Consider the following 19,018-nt stretch of genomic DNA (forward strand, 5'->3'; position numbering starts at 1 on the left):
GCGGCAAATCGAATTACACGACGCGATCCGCACGCAGCCGCGCGACCTCGTCGGCCGACAGCCCGAGCCAGCCGCCGAGCACCGCGTCCGTATCGGCGCCGAGCACCGGCGGCGCGCCGCGCACCGGCAGCCGCGCGCCGTCGAACCGGTACGGCGGCGCCAGCACGTCGACGCCGCCCGCGACCGGATGCGGCTGCCGCGTCACGAGCCCCGCGCTCGTCGCACGTTCCGACTTCAGCGCTTCGTGCAGCCCGAGCACTTCGCCGCACGGAATGCCCGCGTCGGCCAGCGCCGCGAGCAAAGTCGCGCGCGAACGGCGCGCGAGTTCGCGACGAATCTCGGGAAGCAGGTCGGCGCGGTTCTCCGAGCGGCCGAGGTTGGTCTTGTAGCGTTCGTCCGCGGCGAGGTCGGGCCGCTCGATCGCGTCGCAAAAGCGCGCGAACTGCGTGTTGTTGCCGACCGTGATCACGAGCGGGCCGTCGGCCGCGTCGAACACGCCGTACGGCACGATCGACGGATGCGCGTTGCCGTAGCGCGGCGGGTCCTCGCCCATCAGCAGCGCGTCGAGCCCGTAGTACGCGGTGATCATCAGCCCGCAGTCGAACAGCGCCATCTCGATGCGCCGCCCGCGCCCCGTCGCATGACGTTCGTACAGCGCCGCGAGGATCGCCTGCGCCGAATACATGCCGGTGAACAGGTCGACCGCCGCGACGCCGAACTTCAGCGGCGGCTGGCCGGCTTCGCCGTTCAGCGCCATCAGCCCGGCCTCGCCCTGCACGACGAGGTCGTAGCCTGGCCGCGCGGCCTCGGCGCCCGAGCGGTCGTAGCCGGAGATCGCGCAGTGCACGAGGCGCGGGTTCAGTTCGGCCAGCGCGTCGTAGCCGAGCCCGAGTTTCTCCGCGCCGCCGAACTTGAAGTTGTGAAGCACCACGTCGGCCTGCGCGACCAGCTCGCGCGCGAGCCGCCGCCCTTCGTCGGTCTGCAGGTCGAGACAGATCGAGCGCTTGCTGCGGTTCACGCTGTTGAAGTAGGTCGTTTCGGTGTCGCCGATCCTCAAGCCCCAGTCGCGCGTGTCGTCGCCGCGCGCCGGATGCTCGACCTTGATCACTTCCGCGCCGAAATCGGCGAGCACCATCGCGCACCACGGCCCCGCGAGCACGCGCGAGAAGTCGAGCACTTTCACGCCGGCCAGCGGCAAAACGCGCGATTCGTTCGTCATCCTTGTCTCCTCCATTCGCGTCGTTCGTCTTTACTGTTTCGACAGCGCGATGTAGCGCGCGAGATGGTGATCCTCGTCGCCGAGCTGGTGATCGATCATCACGAGGCGCTTCGCGTAGTGCGACAGCGGCAGCTCCCATGTCATCCCGATCCCGCCGTGCAACTGGATGCTCTCCTCGGCGACGAGCGTGCCGATCCGCCCGATGCTGAATTTCGCCGCGGCCAGCGCGCGTTCGCGCACCACGCGCGGCGCATCGAGCTGCGCGGCCGCGTTGATCACGGCCGAGCGCGCCTGCTCGACTTCGAGCAGCAGGTCGGCCATCCGGTGCTGCAGCGCCTGGAAACTGCCGATCGGCAGCCCGAACTGCTTGCGCGTGCGCAGGTACTCGAGCGTGTGCTCCTTCGCGACGTCCATCGCGCCGAGCGCTTCCGCCGACAGCGCGAGCAGCCCGTAGCCGAGCACGCGTTCGAGCAACTCGGCGCCCGCTTCGCCGTCGTGCGCGCCGAGCGCCGCATCGGCCGGCAGCACGACGCGCTCGAAGCGCACTTCGGCCGCGCGGCCGCCGTCGATCTTCCGGTAGTCGCGCAGCGACACGCCCGGCGCGTCGGCCGGTACGACGAACAGGCCGATGCCGGCCGCGTAGTCGTCCTGCCCGGACACGCGCGCGCTGACGACGAAGAACGCCGCCTGCGCGGCCTGGTCGACGACGCCCTTCGCGCCCGTGAGCACCCAGCCGTCGCCCGAGCGTTCGGCGCGCGTGCGCACGGTCGTCAGTTCGTAGTGCGAGCCCGGCTCGTCGTGCGCGAACGCGGCGCTCGCGCTGCCGTCGATCAGCGCGGCGAGCCGCTCGCGATGCGCGTCGCCGCCGGCGAGCGACAGCGCGCGGCCCGCGAGCAGCGCGCCGAGGAACGGCTCGACGACGAGCCCGCGCCCGAGGCATTCGAACACCACGGCGATGTCAAAGCCCGCGCCGCCGAAACCGCCGTCGGCTTCCGCGAACAGCGCGCCGACCGTGCCGAGTTCCGCAAAGCGCTGCCACATCGCGCGATCGAAGCCCTCGGCCGACTGCGCGATGCGGTCTCGCACCGGGAACGCATACTGTTCGGCGATGAAGCGGTTCAACGTGTCCGCCAGCATCCGGCGGTCTTCTGTGTGCTGGAAATCCATCGTCGCGCTCCTCGTTACAGCCCGAGCATCATCTTCGCGATGATGTTCTTCTGGATCTCGTTCGAGCCGCCGAAGATCGACAGCTTCCGGTTGTTGAAATACTGCTGCGCGGCGCTCGCCGCTTCGTCCGGGCCGACCGGCTCGCCGTCGTAGTCGGCATCGAGCGCCTCCTCGACGAACGGCTGCGCGTACGGCCCCATCGCACGCCGCATCAGCGCGGTGATCTCCTGGCGGATCTGCGTGCCGCGAATCTTCAGCATCGAGCTTTCCGCGCCCGGCACCCCGCCGCCCGCGACCGCCGCCAGCACGCGCAGGTTGGTCGTGCGCATGTTCTCGAGTTCGATCTCAACGCGCGCGATGCGCGCCGCGAAGAACGGGTCGTCGGCGAGCGGCCGGCCGTTCTTCGTGACCTTAGCGGCAACCGCGCGCAGCCGGTCGAGCGCGGCCGTCGAGAAGCCGATTCCCGCGATGTTGGTGCGCTCGTACGTGAGCAGGTATTTCGCGTAGGTCCAGCCGCGGTTCTCTTCGCCGACGAGGTTCTCCGCCGGCACGCGCACGTCGGTGAAGAACACCTCGTTTACTTCGTGCTCGCCGTCGAGCGTGATGATCGGGCGGACCTCGACGCCCGGCGTGTTCATGTCGATCAGCAGGAAGCTGATGCCTTCCTGCTTGCGCACGTCGGTCGCGGTGCGCACGAGGCAGAAGATCATGTTCGCGTAGTGGCCGAGCGTGGTCCACGTCTTCTGGCCGTTCACGATGTAGTGCTCGCCCTGCGCGTCGAGCCCGCGCACCGCGCTCGTCTTCACCGACGCGAGATCGGAGCCGGCGCCCGGCTCCGAATAGCCCTGGCACCACCAGTCGGTGCCGTCGAGAATGCGCGGCAGCCAACGGCGCTTCTGCGCTTCGTCGCCGTACTTGATCAGCACGGGCCCGAGCATGTTCACGCCGAACGGCACGATGCGCGGCGCACCCGCGAGCGCGCACTCGTTGTCGAACAGGAACTTCTGCGCGACGCTCCAGCCGGGGCCGCCGTACTCGCGCGGCCAGTGGCTCGCGAGCCAGCCGCGCGCGTTGAGTATCGCGTGCCATTCGCGCATGTCGTCGCGCGTGAGATGCAGGCCGCCCTTCACCTTGCGCGCGATGCGCCCGGGCAGTTCGGCTTGCAGGAAGCGCTGCACTTCCGTGCGGAAGGCTTCCTCTTCGGGAGTGAAATTGAGGTCCATCGTCAGTCCGTGGCGAATGGGGTTGGCGTTCAGTCGAGGCGGTTCAGGCTCGCGAAATCCGCGCCGCGCGCGACGAGATCGACGAGCAGCGGCGACGGCTTCCAGAACAGCGGATCTTCCTTCGCGAACGCGCGGATATCGGCGAGCACGTTCGCGAGGCCGACCGTGTCCGCGTAATGCATCGGGCCGCCGCGATAACGCGGGAAGCCGTAGCCGTACAGGAACACCGCGTCGACGTCGAGCGGGCGCAGCGCGATCTTCTCGTGCACGACGTTCGCGCCTTCGTTGATCATCGCCGCGAGGTAGCGGCGCATGATCTCGTCGTGGGTAAACGTGCGCGGTGCGATGCCCTTCTTCGCGCGCTCTTGCGCGACGATCGCTTCGACTTCCGGGTCCGGCGTGCCGACGCGCGCGCCGTCCGGATACAGGTAGTAGCCGCGCGCCGTCTTCTGCCCGAACCAGCCGCGCTCGCACAGCCGGTCGGAAATCTCCACGTAGCGCGCGCGCGGGTCGCGCGTCGCCGCGCGGCGCTTGCGGGTCGCCCAGCCGATGTCGCCGCCGGCGAGGTCGACGACCTGGAACGGCCCCATCGGGAAGCCGAATTCGCGCACCGCGCGGTCGATCTGGTACGGTGACGCGCCGTCTTCCATCAGGTAGTCGGCCGCCGTGCGATAGACGGCGAGGATCCGGTTGCCGATGAAGCCGTCGCACACGCCGGCGCGCACCGGCGTCTTCTTCAACTGCTTCGCGAGCGCGAACGCGGTCGCGACCACTTCGGCGCTCACACGCGCCGGCACGACGATCTCGAGCAGCTTCATCACGTTGGCCGGCGAGAAGAAATGCAGGCCGATCACGTCGGCCGGCCGGTCGATGCTCGCGGCGATCTCGTCGATGTCCAGATACGACGTGTTGGTCGCGAGCACCGCACCCGGCTTGCACGCGCGCGCGAGGTCGGCGAACACGGCCTTTTTCACGGCCATGTCCTCGAACACGGCCTCGATCACGACGTCGGCCTGGGCGAGCGCGTCGTACGACGTGCTGCCCTTGAAACGCGCGAGCCGCGCGGCGTGCGCGGCCGGCGTCATCCGCCCTTTCGCGACGAGGCCGTCGTACACCTTCTCGACGTGCGCGCGGCCGCGCGCGAGCGACGCTTCGTCGCGTTCGATCATCGTCACCGGCAGCCCGGCATCGAGCGCCGCGACCGCGATGCCCGCGCCCATCGTGCCGCCGCCGACCACGCCGATCCGCTCGACCGGCCGCGCGCTCGCGCGACGTGCCTCGGGCACCTTCGCCGCTTCACGCTCCGCGAAGAAGGCGTGCACGAGGCCCGCGCGCTGCGGGCTGTCGATGCACTGCAGGAACAGGCTGCGTTCGAGCTTCATCCCCGCGTCGAACGACTGCGTGAGCGCGGCCTCGACCGCGTCGACGATCTTCGCGGGCGAGAAGAGGCCGCGCGACTTCTTCGGCAGATCGGCCCGTGCCGCGTCGATCGCGGCCTGCGCGGCCGCACGGTCGGCCAGCCCCTGCGCGTCGCGCGTGCGGCGCACCGGTGCGCCGAGCGATACGAGTTCCTGCGCGTAGGCGAGGCCTTCGGCGAGCGTGTCGTCGCTGTGTGCGACGCGGTCGACGAGGCCGAGCGCGAGCGCTTCGTCCGCGCTCGCGTGGCGGCCCGTCAGCATCAGGTCGAGCGCGGCCTTCGCGCCGATCAGGCGCGGCGCGCGCTGCGTGCCGCCCGCGCCGGGCAGCAGGCCGAGCGTGACTTCGGGCAGCCCGAGCTTCGCGCCGGGCACCGCGAGCCGGTAATGCGCGGCGAGCGCGACTTCGAGGCCGCCGCCGAGCGTCGCGCCGTGCAGCGCGACCACGACCGGCTTCGCGCTGGACTCGATCCGCTCGCACACGTCGGGCAGCGACGGCGGCACGGGCGGCTTGCCGAATTCGCGGATATCGGCGCCCGCGATGAAGTTGCGGCCGGCGCCGACGATCAGCACCGCGCGGATCGCGTCGTCGGCCTGCGCGGCGTCGAGCGCGTCGGCGAGGCCGCGCCGCACGTCGGCGGACAGCGCGTTGACGGGCGCGTGGTCGATCGTGACGACGAGCACCTTGTCGCGCCGCTCGCGCGTGACGGTGCCGGCCGGGCCGGTGGGGGAAGCGGGTGAGTTCATCGTGTCTCCTTGACGCGGCGGCAGGCGCGTCGACGCCGGTTCGTGGCTCGCGGCCACGCGAGCGGCGCCGGGGCGCCTGCCCCGGTCCCGCACGAAGCGGGACAAGATCCGGCCGTACGCCGGGCATGACCCGATTCTCGATTGATCGAGATTCATTGACAATTCCCTCCCGCTTTTACAAGCTGTCAAGTCTGACTTGACACTGAATGCTTTCCGACCGTTAAACGGGACGGATCAGGAGACGCGACGCATGGACCTGAACGCGCTGACGCTGCTCGTCGAGATCCTCGACGCCGGCAATCTCAGCAAGGCCGCGCAGCGGCTCAAGATGAGCCGCGCGAACGTCAGCTACCGGCTGAACCAGCTCGAGCGCTCGATCGGCCAGCAGCTCGTGCGGCGCACGACGCGGCGCATCGAGCCGACCGAAATCGGGCTGAAGCTGTACGAGCACGGGCGGCGCATCCGCAACGAACTGCTCGCCGCGCAGGAATCGGTGACGACGCTCGGCCAGGACCTCCAGGGCCGCGTGCGGCTGTCGGTGCCGAGCGGCTACGGGCAGATGGTGATGTCCGACTGGCTGCTCGCGTTCAAGCGGCTGCATCCGGGCATCGTGCTCGACGTCGTGTTCGAGAACCGCGTGGAAGACCTGATGCGCGACGAAATCGACATCGCGGTGCGCGTGATGCCCGAGCCGCCGCAGAACCTCGTCGCGCGCGACATGGGCGCGGTGCGCTACGTCGCGTGCGCGTCGGCCGCGTTCGCGGCCGAGCACGGGATGCCGGCGAGCCTCGGCGCGTTGTCGGCCTCCCCCGTCGTCACCGCGACGGTGATGGGCCGGCAGCTCAGGATCGCCGCGTATCTCGGCGACGAGCGCCACGAGGTGCTGCTCGAGCCCACGCTGATTTCGGAGAACTTCCTGTTCCTGCGGCAGGCGATCCTCGGCGGGATCGGCGTCGGCATCGTGCCCGACTACGTGGTGCAGGACGACATCCGGCGCGGCACGGTCGTCACGTCGCTCGACGCGTACCGGCTCAGCATCTTCGGCACGCACATGTACATGCTCTACATGCCGAACCGGCACCACACGCGCGCGACGTCGACGTTCATAGAGTTCATCCTCGAACAGGCCGGAAAGACCGGCCGGGGCGGGCCCGGCGCGATGCGTCAGGGTTTCCTGTCGGGTGACAACCCGCCGGCCGCGCGGCGACAATAGCGCGCCGGGGCGGGCAGCCGCGTTGCGCCGGCATCGTCGCCTCCTTCGAATTCACTGCTGCCGAGGGTTCAATGTTCGACCGGATTCGTCCGCATTCGCGCTCCTGGACGCTGCTCGCCGCCGTCGCGCTCGTCGCGTTCAACGCCGGCTGCACGTCCCCGTCCACGCCGCCGTCGGGCGCGGTGGTGCCCGTCGCCGCCGCATCGGGTGCCGCCGTGCCGCTGCCCGGCGTCCATGCGCCCGAGCTGTCGTCCGGCTGGACCGACAAGCCGGGCTGGACCTCTCAGCACTTCATGATCGCGGCCGCGAATCCGCTCGCGACGCAGGCCGGCTACGACATGCTGAAGGCGGGCGGCACCGCGATCGACGCGGCGATCGCCACGCAGATGGTGCTCGCGCTCGTCGAGCCGCAATCGTCGGGAATCGGCGGCGGCGCGTTCCTGCTGTACTTCGACGGCAAGGCGACGCAGGCGTACGACGGCCGCGAAACCGCGCCGGCCGCCGCGACCGACCGCCTGTTCTACGGGCCGACCGGCCAGCCGATGAGCTTCTACGAAGGTGTCGTCGGCGGGCGCTCGGTCGGCACGCCGGGCGTGCTGCGCATGCTCGACGCCGCGCACCGCGCACACGGCAAGCTGCCGTGGCGCCGGCTGTTCCAGCCCGCGATCCGGCTCGCCGAGCGCGGCTTCACGATCAGCCCGCGGCTCGCGACGCTGATCGCCAACGACAAGTACCTGAAGAACGACCCGGCCGCGCGCGCGTACTTCTACAACCCGGACGGCACGCCCAAGGCGGCCGGCACGGTGCTGAAGAACCCCGCGCTCGCGACCGTGCTGCGGCAAGTCGCCGACCGCGGCGCGAACGCGTTCTACAGCGGCGCGATCGCGCGCGACATCGTCACGAAGGTGCGCAGGCACCCGACCAACCCGGGCCTGCTGTCGCTCCAGGATCTCGCGCGCTACAAGGCGAAGGTGCGCGCGCCGCTGTGCGCGGATTACCGGCGCTCGGTGGTGTGCGGGATGCCGCCGCCGTCGTCGGGCGGCCTCGCGATCGCGCAGATGCTCGGCATCCTCGAAGCGATGCCCGACTGGCAGCAGATCGGCGCGCAGAAGCCGGTGCGCAACGACGTCGGCTACGAGCCGACGCCGTTCGCCGCGCACCTGTTCAGCGAAGCCGGGCGGCTCGCATATGCGGACCGCGCGCGCTATGTCGCCGATCCCGATTTCGTGCCGCTGCCGGGCGGCAGCTGGGCGAGCCTCACCGACAAGACCTATCTCGCGCAGCGCGCGCACCTGATCGGCGACAGCAGCATGGGCGTCGCGCAGGCCGGCACGCCGCAGGGCGCGACGCTCGCGATGGCCGACGACCGCAGCCCCGAGTTGCCGTCGACGTCCGACATCGCGATCGTCGACCGCTACGGCCAGGCGCTGTCGATGACGACGAGCATCGAGGATGCGTTCGGATCGCGGCTGATGGTGCGCGGCTTCATGCTGAACAACCAGCTCACCGATTTCTCGTTCGTGTCGAACGACAACGGCCGGCCGGTCGCGAACCGCGTGCAGCCCGGCAAGCGCCCGCGCTCGGCGATGTCGCCGGAGCTCGTGTTCGACAAGAAGACGAAGCAGGTGACGATGATCGTCGGCTCGGCCGGCGGCCCCGCGATCATCAATCACGTCGCGAAGACGCTGGTCGGCGTGCTCGACTGGGGGATGACGATGCAGCAGGCGATCGCGCTGCCGAACTTCGGGTCGATGAACGGGCCGACGCAACTCGAACGCGGCCGCGTGTCCGATGCGCTCGCCGACGGGCTGAAGGGCCGCGGGCACGACGTGCGGGTGGTCGAGATGAACTCGGGGCTGCAGGGGATCCAGCGGCTGAACGTGCAGGGGCAGACGGTGTGGTTCGGCGGGGCGGATCCGCGGCGGGAAGGGATTGCGATGGGAGAGTGAGGGTGGCGGGCCGTGGCGGCACGCGGACGTCGTCCGCGCGCCTGCGTGGCATCAGCCCCTTCCCTTCCACGGCACGATCCGCCGCTCGACCCACCGCATCGCGAGGTCGAACAGCCACGCGATCGCGCCGATGATCAGGATGCCCATCACGACGATATCGGTGCGCAGGAAGCTCGATGCGTTGAGCACCATCTGCCCGAGCCCGGCTGTCGCGGCGACCATCTCGGCCGCGACGAGCGTCGTCCAGCCGAAGCCGATCGCGATCCGCAGCCCGGTGAGGATCTCCGGCAGCGCGGCCGGCAGCACCACGTGGCGCACGATCTGCGCGAAGCTGCCGCCGAGCGAATACGCGGCATTGATCTGCTCGACCGTCGCCGCGCGCACGCCGGCGCGGGCCGCCATCGCGATCGGCGCGAAGCACGCGAGGAAGATCACGACGAGCTTCGCCGTTTCGTCGATGCCGAACCAGATCACGACGAGCGGCAGGTACGCGAGCGGCGGCAGCGGCCGGTAGAACTCCAGCAGCGGATCGAGCACGCCGCGCGCGATGCGGCTCACGCCCATCAGGATGCCGGCCGGCACACCGATCGCGGTCGCGAGCAGGAACGCGCCGAACACCCGCGCGGCGCTCCACAACAAATGCTCGGACAACGGCAGGCCGCCCTGGATGCGGCCGTGCCATGCGTCGACGAATGCCGTCCACACAGCTTCCGGCGCGGGCAGGAACAGCGGCGGCAGCCACTGGCGATGGGTCGCGACCCACCACAGCAGTGCCAGTGCCGCGACCGTCGCCGCGCTCAGCCCGGCCGTCTTCCCCTGCCCCGGCAGCCGGTAGCGCTGCGATGCGCGAGCCGGACGCGCCGCGTGACGCCGTTGCATCGCGCGTTGATCCTGCCCGGGCTCCGCGGCCGTGCGATCGGCCGCCCAAGAATCCTGCGTGCTCATGCTGTCCTGCCTGTGCAAGGTGCTGATCCGACCGCGTCCGACCGACGCGCCCTGTCGCGCGAGTTCGTGCATCACGCCGCCGCCTCGGCGGCCTCGTCGCGATGCAGGTACGCGATCAGCCGTTCGCGCCATGCGATGAAATCCGGTGACGACTTCACCGCGCGCGCATCGCGCGATTCGACGTAGCGGCGCGCGAACGGCAGTTCGAAGGTTTCCGCGATCCGGCCGGGGCCGGGCGTCATCACGACGAGGCGCGTCGCGAGAAACAGCGCCTCCTCGACATCGTGCGTAATGAAGAACACCGTCTTGCCGGTGCGTGCCCATACGTCGAGCACGAGCGCCTGCATCGTGCCGCGCGTCATCGCGTCGAGCGCGCCCATCGGCTCGTCCATCAGCAGCACGCGCGGGTCGCTCGCGAGCGCGCGCGCGATGCCGACGCGCTGCTGCATCCCGCCCGACAGCTCGTACACGCGCGCATGCGCATGCCTGTCGAGCCCGACGAGCGCGAGCATCTCCCGCGCCCGCGCTTCGCGTTCGGCCTTCGACACGCGTGCGAAGCGCAGCCCGAGCGCGACGTTGTCGAGCACGTCGAGCCACGGCAGCAGCGCGTATTTCTGGAACACGACACCGCGATCGGCGCCGGGGCCCGTGACCGGCACGCCGTCGACGCGCACGTCGCCCGTCGTCGGCGCGACGAAGCCGGCCATGCAGTTCAGCAGCGTTGTCTTGCCGCAGCCGGACGCGCCGAGCGCGACGACGAATTCACCGGCCTCGATGCGCAGGTCGACGCGCGCGAGCGCCTGCGTCGTCGGCCGGCCGCGTTCGCCCGGATAGTCGACCGATACCTGACGGACTTCCAGCGTGCTCATGTTCAGGACTCCGCGACGGGTGGGCTGAGTGGCCGCGCTCAGCGCGCCGCCTTCTGCACGAACTGCGGATCGACGCCGGCCGAGTAGTCGGCGAGCACCGTCTGGATCGTGCCTTGCGATTTGAGGAACGTGGCCGTGGCCGCGAGCGATTTCGCGGCGCCCGACTGCGCACCGCCGCCGAGCCACGTCGGCGACGCCTGCTCGGCCGGCGTCGGGAACGCGTAGAGCGCGAGGCTGGCCGGTACGTCCTGCGCGTTCGCGCCCGACACCTTCGCGACCGCCGCGACCTGCGGCGAGCCGACCTTCCACGCGGCAGCGTGCGCGCGATAGTCGGCATCGGCGGCCGCGAGCACCTTCACGAAGCGCGTGACGAACTCAGGGTTCTCGCGCGCGAACTTGCGGCTCACGACGAAGCCGTCGAAGGTCGCCTTGCCGCTTTCCTTCGCAACCTGGCCCGACGTCGTGAGCACGGTGCCCGACTGCTTGACCTTCGCGAGCACCGGATCCCAGATGTAGGTCGCGTCGATGTCGCCGCGCGCCCACGCAGCCGCGACTTCGGGCGGACGCAGGTTGACGATCTTCACGTCGTTCGGATTGACGCCCGCGGCCTGCAGCGCGACGAGCGTATGGAAATGCGACGTCGACACGAACGGCACGCCGATCTTCTTGCCCTTCAGCGCGGCGATGTTGGTGACGCCCGAGCCGTTGCGCGCGACGAGCGCCTCGGCGTCGTTGATGTTGTCGAGCACCCAGAACAGCGAGATGTCGAGCCCCTGCGACAGCCCGGCCGCGATCGGGCTCGAGCCGGCTTCGCCGAGCTGCACGGAGCCCGATGCGAGCGCACGGATCACGTCGGCGCCGCTGTCGAGCTTGCGGAATGTGACCTTGTAGCCGGTCGCCTTTTCGACTTCACCGCTCGCCTGCGCATAGCGCCACGGCACGACCATGTCCTGGTACGCGATCACGACTTCGCGCGATTCGGCGTGCGCCGCGCCCAGCGCGGCAAAGGCGGTCAGCGCGACGACGGCGCGGCGGATGAAGCTGAAACGGGACATGCGGCTCTCCTTCGAATGCGGGCATTGCTGCGGGAGAGCCGACTATAGGAGCTTTGCGCGCGGCGGGAGCGAACTTATCCTGCGAAGCTATCGATGCTGTTTCAGCTTTGCTTTCCATGCTCGACCGGATTGCGTGTCCGGTCGGGTGGCGATTGCCGTGCGAATGCGCGGGCGGCGGCCGCACCAACGAAAAAGCCCGCATCGCTGCGGGCTTTTTTCGGGTTCGTCAGAGGTCGACGAAGCAAGGGGGCTCAGACCACCCCTGCCCCATGCGCCTGCAGGTCGGCGTGATAGCTCGACCGCACCATCGCGCCGACGGCCGCGTGCGTGAAGCCCATCTTGTACGCCTCTTCCTCGTACATCTTGAACGTATCGGGATGCACGTACGCGCGCACCGGCAGGTGGTGCTCGGACGGCTGCAGGTACTGGCCGATCGTCAGCATGTCGACGTCGTGCGCGCGCAGGTCGCGCATCACCTGCAGGATTTCCTCTTCGGTCTCGCCGAGACCGACCATCAGGCCCGACTTCGTCGCGACGTCCGGATGCAGCGCCTTGAAGTCCTTCAGGAGCTTCAGCGAGTGCGCGTAGTCCGAACCCGGGCGCGCTTCCTTGTACAGGCGCGGCACCGTTTCGAGGTTGTGGTTCATCACGTCCGGCGGCGCGGCGTTCAGGATCGAGATCGCGCGGTCGAGACGGCCGCGGAAGTCCGGCGTCAGGATCTCGATGCGCGTGTCCGGCGACTGCGCGCGCGTTTCGCGGATGCACTCGACGAAGTGGGCGGCGCCGCCGTCGCGCAGGTCGTCGCGGTCGACGCTCGTGATCACCACGTACTTGAGCTTCAGCGCCGCGATCGTGCGCGCGAGGTTCTTCGGTTCATCCGCGTCGAGCGGATCGGGACGGCCGTGGCCGACGTCGCAGAACGGGCAGCGGCGCGTGCACTTGTCGCCCATGATCATGAACGTCGCGGTGCCCTTGCCGAAGCATTCGCCGATGTTCGGGCAGCTCGCTTCCTCGCACACCGTATGCAGGTTGTGCTCGCGCAGGATCGTCTTGATCTCGTTGAAGCGCGAGCTGCCGGTGGCCGCCTTCACGCGGATCCACTCGGGCTTCTTCAGCTTTTCGATCGGAATGACCTTGATCGGGATGCGCGCCGTCTTCGCCTGCGCCTTCTGCTTGGCGGTCGGATCGTAGGCAGGGGTCGCGGCCGGATCGGCCGGTGCGGGGGAAGCGGTAACGTCAGTCATTCGAATGTTGTTCCAGTGCCTGCGGCTTGTCGGCGGCCGCGGATGCGCCGTCGAGGTTGGCGATCAGACGGCGCACCAGCGTATGGGCGACGTCGTTCCAGTCGGCGGCAACCTCGAGGCTCGCCATGTCGACAGTTTCCAGTCCGGCATAGCCGCACGGGTTGATCGCAAGAAACGGGCGCAGATCCATCTTCACGTTCAGGCTCAGCCCGTGATAGCTGCAGCCGTTGCGGATCTTCAGGCCGAGGGCCGCGATTTTCGCGCCCTCGTGCGCGCCGGACGCCACGTAGATCCCGGGCGCGCCCGCCTTGCGGACCGAAGCGAGATTATACGCCGCGAGGGTTTCGATCACGGCCTCCTCGATCTTCGTCACGAGCGTGCGCACCATCAGCTTGCGCCGGCGCAGGTCCAGCAGCAGGTAGGCGACGATCTGGCCGGGGCCGTGGTAGGTGATCTGCCCGCCGCGGTCGACCTTCACGAGCGGCACGCCGCTGTCGGCCACCAGCAGGTGGGCCGGGTCGCCGGCCTGGCCGAGCGTGTAGACGGGCGGATGCTCGACCAGCCAGATCTCGTCGCCGGTGTCGGCCGTGCGCGTGTCGGTGAACGCGCGCATCGCGTCGAAGCTCGTCTCGTAAGTCTCGACGCCCCGCCACCGCACGGTGACCGGCGGGGCCGGCTGATCCGGGGACCCGGCGGGCGATGCGGAAACGGCAACAGGCGTGGACACGATGGAAACCGGCGAAACGGACATGGGCGGTAGTTTACCGAAAACCCGTCGGTCTCGCCGGCCTCGGAGGGGGACGGATCGCCGGTATCCGTCGGAGGAAATGATGGTCAGACGGTGCGCCATCCGTCGTGGAGCAGCGCGCTCACGCGTTCGCGCAGCCGTGCCAGCCCGCCGAGCGCGACTTCCCGGGGCGGCCGCGACACCGAGAACGCCACGCGCGCGCCCTCCCGGCCTTCCGCGCTGAGCCACAGCCGCTCGCCGCGGCGCAGCTTCAGCGTCTCGCCGTCGACCAGGAAGTAATCGTCGACGTCGTTGCTGCGCGTCGCCCACACCGGGCCGCACTGCACCACCAGCCGCGTGCTGCGTTGTACCTTCAACGGCACGGTTTCGCCCATCGGGATTTCGAACGTGATGCTTGAAGAAATTTCTTGCATGATCGACTCCGCCAATAAGTGCTTCGATGGCTACAATCGTAGTCACTTCAAGGCGTCCGACAAAACGACCAATTTTCACGTCGATGTGAGGAAAATTAGCAAATGGACCTCCGCCAGCTGCCTGCGCTGAACGCGATTCGCGCGTTCGAAGCCGCCGCCCGTCACGAGAATTTCTCGCGCGCCGCCGACGAGCTGTACGTCACGCACGGCGCGGTCAGCCACCAGGTGCGCGCGCTCGAGGAAGAGCTCGGCGTGCAGCTGTTCACGCGCAACGGCAAGCGGCTGTGCCTGACCGACGCCGGCATGCGCTACGCGCAGCAGATCCGCACCGCGCTGATGGTCATCGCCGACGCGACGCGCGACGTGCGCGCGAGCGACCGCGACCGGCGGCTCGTGGTGTCGATGCTGTCGTCGTTCGCCGCGCGCTTCATCACGCCGCGAATCGGTTCGTTCATCGAACGGCATCCGGAAATCGACGTCGAGCTGCAGTCGACCAACTCGCTCACCGATTTCGCGCGCGACGACGTCGATCTCGCGATCCGCTTCGGCCACGGCAGTTATCCGGGGCTGCATGTCGAGCCGCTGTTCGACGAAGTGTTCTTTCCGGCGTGCGCGCCGACGCTGAACGGCGGCAAGCTGCCGCAAACGCCCGCCGATCTCGTGCACTACAACCTGCTGCGCTCGGACGACGAGCTGTGGCGGCCGTGGTTCGACGCAGCCGGACTCAAGACGCTGACCGAGCCGAAGCGGGGGATTCTGTACCAGGATTCGTCGAACCTGCTGCTGGCCGCGATCGACGGCCAGGGCATCGCGCTCGTGCGCCGCTCGCTCGCGGTGCACGACCTGCTCGACGGGCGCATCGTGCGCCTGTTCGACATCGACGGGCCGAGCCCGTGGCACTATTTTTTCGTGTGTCCGCCGCCGCTGCTGAACGCGCCGCGCGTGCAGGCGTTCAGGACCTGGCTGCTCGAGGAAGTCGCCGAATACAAGCGGCTGTGCGACGAGCTGGACGCGCGGCGCGCGGCGGGGAAGACCCCCGCCGAGTGCGCGCAGGAAGGAGGATGGAAGGCGCTTAAAGTACGACCTTGACCATCGGATGGCCGGTCAGTGCGCGGTAGATGTTGTCGAGCTGTTCCTGGCTGGTCGCCCGCACGGTGATCGTGAGGCCCGTGTAATTGCCGCCGCTCGACGCGCGCTCCTCGATCTTCTCGACGTCGATCTCGTTGTCGTGAACGGCCACGACCTTGAAGATCGTGTCCTTGAACTCGGGGTGCGCCTTGCCCATGATCTTGATCGGGAAATCGCACGGAAACTCCAGCAGCGACTCCTTCCGGGTATCGATCGCGCCGGTCACCTCGATGGTTTTGGTCGGTTCGCTCATCATTTTCTCCGGGTTAGGTCAAACTGTTCAAACTCGCGTGCCTTCGCACGCTGGTACGCGTCATACAACGCCGCGAATACGGGGCCCGGCTTGCCGCCATGGACGGGCAGATCGTCGAGCGACGTGACGGGCAGCACTTCCTTCGTGGCCGACGTGATCATGATCTCGTCGGCCGCGCGCAATTCCACTTCGCTGATCTCGCGCGCGACGAACGGGATCTTGCATTCGTCGGCCAGCTCCTCGATCAGCGCGTAGCGGATCCCTTCGAGGATCTTGTTGCTGCGCGGCGGCGCGAGCAGCTCGCCGTTCTTCACGATCCACACGTTCGACGACGAACCTTCCGTCAGGTTGCCGTCGCGCAGCTGCAGCGTCTCGAACGCATCGCGTTCGGCAGCATGCTGCGCCATCAGCACGTTGCCGAGCAGCGAGATCGACTTGATGTCGCAATGCAGCCAGCGGCGGTCCTCGGCCGTCACGCAGCGCACGCCCTGCGCGCGTTCGTCGGCGGACGGCAGGCGCAGCGGGCTCGTCATCACGAACACCGTCGGCACCGCGTTCGCCGGGAACGCGTGGCCGCGCTTCGCGACGCCGCGCGTCACCTGCAGGTAGACGAGCGCGTTGCCGTCGCCGAGCCCTTCGGCATTCGCCGCGACGACGCGCTCGATCAGCGCGCGCCAGCCCGCGTCGTCGTGCGGGCTGGCGATGCCGATCTTCTTCAGGCTGCGCTCGAGCCGCGCCAGATGCTGCTCGATCCGGAACGGCACGTGCGCGCCGTCGTGCGCATAAACGGGGACAACCTCATACACGCCATCGCCGAAGATGAACCCGCGGTCGAGCACCGGTACACGGGCTTCCGACAGCGGCACCATTTCCTCCTGCGACGACACGCTGAGGTAGACGATCGGTTCGAATTCGGCTTGGCTCATGGCTATGACAGATGGGGATGAAGTCGTGAAAACAAAGGCCCGTCGTGCTTACTTCTTCTTGCTGAACATCAGCAGGATCGAGTCCCAGATACGCCCGAAGATACCCGCTTCCGGCACGGCCTGCAGTGCGACGACCGGGAATTCGGACAGCGTCTTGCCGTCGGCGACGATCTTCACGGTGCCGACCTGCTGGCCTGCCGCGAGCGGCGCGATCAGCGGCGCGTTGACGTCGACTTCCGTCTTGACCTTGTCGCCGAGGCCGCGCGGCACGGTCGCCCACTGGTCGCCCTTCACGCCCACCTGCACGGTGTTTTCCTTGCCCTTGTAGACGCGCGGCGTCGACATCGCCTGGCCGCCCTTGAACAGGCGCACCGAATCGAACGCGCTGTAGCCGTAGTTCAGCATCTTCATGCTGTCCTGCGTGCGCTCGCTTTCCTTCTGCTCGCCCATCATCACCGACACCAGGCGGCGCTGGCCGTCCACGCCCGGGATCGCGCGCTTCGCCGACGCGATCAGGCAGTAGCCGGCTGCCTGCGTATGGCCCGTCTTCAGGCCGTCGACCGTCGGATCCAGCCACAGCAGGCGGTTGCGGTTGCCCTGGCGGATGTTGTTGTACTTGAATTCCTTCTCCGAGAAGATGCTGTAGTACTGCGGAAAATCGCGGATCAGGTGGGCGGACAGCTTCGCGAGGTCGCCGGCCGTCGTGTAGTGGTTCGGGTCGGGCATGCCGTTCACGTCGGCGAAGTGCGTGCCCTTCATGCCGAGGCGCGCCGCCTCGTCGTTCATCATCGTGACGAACTGCCCTTCGCTGCCGCCGACCAGTTCGGCCAGCGCGATCGCGGCGTCGTTGCCCGACTGGATGATCATCCCGTACACGAGGTCGTGCACCGACACCGGCTTGTTCGCCTCGATGAACATGCGCGACTCGTCGCGGCCGACGCGGCGCACGGCTTCGCTCGGCGTGACGATCTGCTCCATCGAGATCTTCTTCTTGTCGAGCGCCTCGAACACGAGGTACGCCGTCATCAGCTTCGTCAGCGATGCGGGCTCGACGCGTTCATCGGCATTGCCCGATGCGAGCACCGTGTTGCTGGTCGCATCGACGAGCACCCACGAGCGCGCATTCACGCCCGGCGGCGGCACCGCGCCCGGCATGTAGGTCGCGGGCGCGCCGGTGAACTGCTCGGCGGCCGGCGCCGCATGCGCGGCCTTGGCCTTGGCGGCCGGCTTGGCCTCGGCGACGACGATCGTCGACGCGAGCGCGACAGGCAGCATCACGCCGAGCGCGACGTTGCGCGCGGCGGTGCCGAAGGCGATGGAGGAAGCGAGGGACTTGAGGCCTTGGGAAGACAGACGCATGATCGATTCAGGCTGATGGCAGAAAGTGCGGTGCGAAACGCGCAGGGTTGAACGGCAAGGCGGCGGGCGTTTCGGGCACTCGCCCGAAATCGTCGGGCGACGCGAAACGCGCCGGTTGGACTCGTGCGGACGCGTTCGGTTCGCGGCCGTCGCGAGCGGGCGGACAGGCGGCGAAACGAGCGCCGCATGGGCCCAGCCGGGCCGCGGGCGACGCGGAATCCGGCCATTATACGTGGCCGCGCAGCGCGTTTTCGCGAACCTGGCGCAGGATCGCCGTCCGTCTTCATCGGGCGCGGGGTGCCGGCAAGCTGCGTGTCATCGCACGCGAAGGTGTGCGAAAGGTGTGCGCAGGCGAAGGAGAAGTCGGGTCGCGCCGCACGCCGCGGCGCGCTGTCGCGAGAAGGGAAACGCGCATCCGGCGCCGGCCGGAGCACGTGCATGCAACACCGTGCGGGCCGTCGGCGTCATGCCGGCCTCCCGCGTGCCGGCTAGCGCCAGGCGTCGACGATGATGCGTTTCAGCACGTGCAGCTTGCGATGCAGGAAATGCTCGGCGCCGGGGATCACGACGACCGGCAGTTCCTGCGGCCGCGCCCAGTCGTACACCGACGCGATCGGCACCGTGTCGTCGGTTTCGCCGTGGATCACGAGCGTGTTCTCGGGCACGTCGGCCACCTGCCAGCGGCTCGCTGCCGTGCCGACGAACACCATCCGTTCGATCGTCTCGCCCGCGTCGCGCAGCCGCTTCGCGACGTGCGACAGCACGAAGGTGCCGAACGAGAAGCCCGCGAGCACGAGCGGCAGGTCCGCGTACGCGGGCTGCGCGCGCATGTGCGCGAGCACCGCGAGCAGGTCGTCGGCCTCGCCGGTGCCGTTGTCGTGCACGCCCTCGGTCGCGCCGACGCCGCGGAAGTTCGACCGGAACACCACGTAGTTCAACTGCACGAGCGTGCGCGCGAGCGTTTGTGCGACCTTGTTGTCCATCGTGCCGCCGAACAGCGGATGCGGATGCGCGACGAGCGCGATGCCGCGCGGCGCGGCGCCGCCTTCGCGCACGGCATCGGGGAGGTCGACCGCGATTTCGATCTGCCCGACCGGGCCCGCGATCAGCGATTTCTGCGTATGAACGTTCATTCGGCCGGCCCG

Annotated in this window: 17 protein-coding genes; 3 read left to right on the plus strand and 14 right to left on the minus strand. The window is 68.9% G+C overall.

Annotated features, from left to right (window positions below):
- Window positions 1-13: 13 nt before the first annotated feature.
- Genes E9536_RS39860 through E9536_RS39875 form a run of 4 tightly spaced genes read right to left on the minus strand, consistent with a single transcriptional unit; the run spans window position 14 to window position 5,771 of the window.
- Entirely contained in the window at window positions 14-1,219 is a 1,206-nt protein-coding gene (locus E9536_RS39860; protein ID WP_136473105.1) for a CaiB/BaiF CoA-transferase family protein, read from the minus strand.
- A 30-nt stretch (window positions 1,220-1,249) separates the two neighbouring features.
- On the minus strand, window positions 1,250-2,386 hold the full coding sequence (locus E9536_RS39865) for an acyl-CoA dehydrogenase family protein (RefSeq protein ID WP_136473107.1): 1,137 nt from the start codon (window positions 2,384-2,386) through the stop codon (window positions 1,250-1,252).
- A gap of 14 nt (window positions 2,387-2,400) precedes the next feature.
- Complete coding sequence (locus E9536_RS39870) at window positions 2,401-3,609, minus strand: acyl-CoA dehydrogenase family protein (RefSeq protein ID WP_060083214.1); 1,209 nt, start codon at window positions 3,607-3,609, stop codon at window positions 2,401-2,403.
- A gap of 29 nt (window positions 3,610-3,638) precedes the next feature.
- Window positions 3,639-5,771 carry a 3-hydroxyacyl-CoA dehydrogenase NAD-binding domain-containing protein gene (locus E9536_RS39875; protein ID WP_136473109.1) on the minus strand — a complete coding sequence of 711 codons (2,133 nt, stop codon included), beginning with the start codon at window positions 5,769-5,771 and terminating at the stop codon, window positions 3,639-3,641.
- A gap of 250 nt (window positions 5,772-6,021) precedes the next feature.
- On the opposite strand from E9536_RS39875, the gene E9536_RS39880 reads away from it, so the two are divergent.
- Window positions 6,022-6,984 carry a LysR family transcriptional regulator gene (locus E9536_RS39880; RefSeq protein ID WP_021157042.1) on the plus strand — a complete coding sequence of 321 codons (963 nt, stop codon included), beginning with the start codon at window positions 6,022-6,024 and terminating at the stop codon, window positions 6,982-6,984.
- 71 nt (window positions 6,985-7,055) lie between these two features.
- Window positions 7,056-8,933, plus strand: a complete 1,878-nt coding sequence (gene ggt, locus E9536_RS39885) for a gamma-glutamyltransferase (RefSeq protein WP_049098519.1) — start codon at window positions 7,056-7,058, stop codon at window positions 8,931-8,933.
- A gap of 51 nt (window positions 8,934-8,984) precedes the next feature.
- Here ggt and E9536_RS39890 read toward each other — a convergent pair whose 3' ends face one another.
- From E9536_RS39890 to E9536_RS39915, 6 genes are all read right to left on the minus strand, one after another.
- Window positions 8,985-9,950: an ABC transporter permease subunit gene (locus E9536_RS39890; RefSeq protein ID WP_136473113.1), complete on the minus strand. Its 966-nt coding sequence runs from the start codon at window positions 9,948-9,950 to the stop codon at window positions 8,985-8,987.
- Entirely contained in the window at window positions 9,950-10,747 is a 798-nt protein-coding gene (locus E9536_RS39895) for an ATP-binding cassette domain-containing protein (protein WP_048023884.1), read from the minus strand. The genes E9536_RS39890 and E9536_RS39895 overlap by 1 nt, the downstream gene beginning before the upstream one ends.
- A 38-nt stretch (window positions 10,748-10,785) precedes the next feature.
- Window positions 10,786-11,802, minus strand: coding sequence for a taurine ABC transporter substrate-binding protein (gene tauA / locus E9536_RS39900; protein WP_027789032.1), 1,017 nt, complete (start codon window positions 11,800-11,802; stop codon window positions 10,786-10,788).
- Between the two features lie 251 nt (window positions 11,803-12,053).
- A complete protein-coding gene (gene lipA / locus E9536_RS39905; protein WP_011886137.1) occupies window positions 12,054-13,046 on the minus strand; it encodes a lipoyl synthase in 993 nt (330 codons plus the stop codon).
- Window positions 13,039-13,797 carry a lipoyl(octanoyl) transferase LipB gene (lipB, locus tag E9536_RS39910; protein ID WP_027789031.1) on the minus strand — a complete coding sequence of 253 codons (759 nt, stop codon included), beginning with the start codon at window positions 13,795-13,797 and terminating at the stop codon, window positions 13,039-13,041. Before lipB ends, lipA begins: the two co-directional genes overlap by 8 nt.
- A gap of 83 nt (window positions 13,798-13,880) precedes the next feature.
- Window positions 13,881-14,207, minus strand: coding sequence for a DUF2917 domain-containing protein (locus E9536_RS39915; RefSeq protein ID WP_059697016.1), 327 nt, complete (start codon window positions 14,205-14,207; stop codon window positions 13,881-13,883).
- Between the two features lie 102 nt (window positions 14,208-14,309).
- Between E9536_RS39915 and E9536_RS39920 the strand changes: the two genes are divergently transcribed.
- On the plus strand, window positions 14,310-15,296 hold the full coding sequence (locus E9536_RS39920; protein WP_059697008.1) for a transcriptional regulator GcvA: 987 nt from the start codon (window positions 14,310-14,312) through the stop codon (window positions 15,294-15,296).
- Here the strand turns inward: E9536_RS39920 and E9536_RS39925 are convergent.
- From E9536_RS39925 to E9536_RS39940, 4 genes are all read right to left on the minus strand, one after another.
- A complete protein-coding gene (locus tag E9536_RS39925; RefSeq protein ID WP_011353335.1) occupies window positions 15,280-15,588 on the minus strand; it encodes a YbeD family protein in 309 nt (102 codons plus the stop codon). The two genes, E9536_RS39920 and E9536_RS39925, sit on opposite strands and share 17 nt — an antisense overlap.
- On the minus strand, window positions 15,588-16,514 hold the full coding sequence (locus E9536_RS39930) for a D-amino acid aminotransferase (RefSeq protein ID WP_027789029.1): 927 nt from the start codon (window positions 16,512-16,514) through the stop codon (window positions 15,588-15,590). The genes E9536_RS39925 and E9536_RS39930 overlap by 1 nt, the downstream gene beginning before the upstream one ends.
- A gap of 48 nt (window positions 16,515-16,562) precedes the next feature.
- Window positions 16,563-17,873 (minus strand): D-alanyl-D-alanine carboxypeptidase family protein, encoded by a 1,311-nt coding sequence (locus E9536_RS39935; protein WP_027789028.1) that lies wholly within the window; start codon window positions 17,871-17,873, stop codon window positions 16,563-16,565.
- Between the two features lie 488 nt (window positions 17,874-18,361).
- Window positions 18,362-19,006, minus strand: a complete 645-nt coding sequence (locus E9536_RS39940) for an alpha/beta hydrolase (protein WP_021157030.1) — start codon at window positions 19,004-19,006, stop codon at window positions 18,362-18,364.
- Window positions 19,007-19,018 lie beyond the last annotated feature (12 nt).

Origin of the sequence: Burkholderia sp. LS-044 (genome assembly GCF_004803625.1) — a bacterium.
GTDB lineage: Bacteria > Pseudomonadota > Gammaproteobacteria > Burkholderiales > Burkholderiaceae > Burkholderia > Burkholderia cepacia.

What these genes read in the sequence shown, in the direction of transcription:
- E9536_RS39925 (WP_011353335.1), bottom strand. Translation starts at nt 15,588, where the DNA reads ATGAGCGAACCGACCAAAACCATCGAGGTGACCGGCGCGATCGATACC.
- ggt (WP_049098519.1), top strand. Translation starts at nt 7,056, where the DNA reads ATGTTCGACCGGATTCGTCCGCATTCGCGCTCCTGGACGCTGCTCGCC.
- E9536_RS39895 (WP_048023884.1), bottom strand. Translation starts at nt 10,747, where the DNA reads ATGAGCACGCTGGAAGTCCGTCAGGTATCGGTCGACTATCCGGGCGAA.
- E9536_RS39860 (WP_136473105.1), bottom strand. Translation starts at nt 1,219, where the DNA reads ATGACGAACGAATCGCGCGTTTTGCCGCTGGCCGGCGTGAAAGTGCTC.
- E9536_RS39880 (WP_021157042.1), top strand. Translation starts at nt 6,022, where the DNA reads ATGGACCTGAACGCGCTGACGCTGCTCGTCGAGATCCTCGACGCCGGC.
- E9536_RS39935 (WP_027789028.1), bottom strand. Translation starts at nt 17,873, where the DNA reads ATGCGTCTGTCTTCCCAAGGCCTCAAGTCCCTCGCTTCCTCCATCGCC.
- E9536_RS39930 (WP_027789029.1), bottom strand. Translation starts at nt 16,514, where the DNA reads ATGAGCCAAGCCGAATTCGAACCGATCGTCTACCTCAGCGTGTCGTCG.
- E9536_RS39890 (WP_136473113.1), bottom strand. Translation starts at nt 9,950, where the DNA reads ATGCACGAACTCGCGCGACAGGGCGCGTCGGTCGGACGCGGTCGGATC.
- E9536_RS39870 (WP_060083214.1), bottom strand. Translation starts at nt 3,609, where the DNA reads ATGGACCTCAATTTCACTCCCGAAGAGGAAGCCTTCCGCACGGAAGTG.
- E9536_RS39920 (WP_059697008.1), top strand. Translation starts at nt 14,310, where the DNA reads ATGGACCTCCGCCAGCTGCCTGCGCTGAACGCGATTCGCGCGTTCGAA.
- E9536_RS39940 (WP_021157030.1), bottom strand. Translation starts at nt 19,006, where the DNA reads ATGAACGTTCATACGCAGAAATCGCTGATCGCGGGCCCGGTCGGGCAG.
- tauA (WP_027789032.1), bottom strand. Translation starts at nt 11,802, where the DNA reads ATGTCCCGTTTCAGCTTCATCCGCCGCGCCGTCGTCGCGCTGACCGCC.
- E9536_RS39875 (WP_136473109.1), bottom strand. Translation starts at nt 5,771, where the DNA reads ATGAACTCACCCGCTTCCCCCACCGGCCCGGCCGGCACCGTCACGCGC.
- lipA (WP_011886137.1), bottom strand. Translation starts at nt 13,046, where the DNA reads ATGACTGACGTTACCGCTTCCCCCGCACCGGCCGATCCGGCCGCGACC.
- lipB (WP_027789031.1), bottom strand. Translation starts at nt 13,797, where the DNA reads ATGTCCGTTTCGCCGGTTTCCATCGTGTCCACGCCTGTTGCCGTTTCC.
- E9536_RS39915 (WP_059697016.1), bottom strand. Translation starts at nt 14,207, where the DNA reads ATGCAAGAAATTTCTTCAAGCATCACGTTCGAAATCCCGATGGGCGAA.
- E9536_RS39865 (WP_136473107.1), bottom strand. Translation starts at nt 2,386, where the DNA reads ATGGATTTCCAGCACACAGAAGACCGCCGGATGCTGGCGGACACGTTG.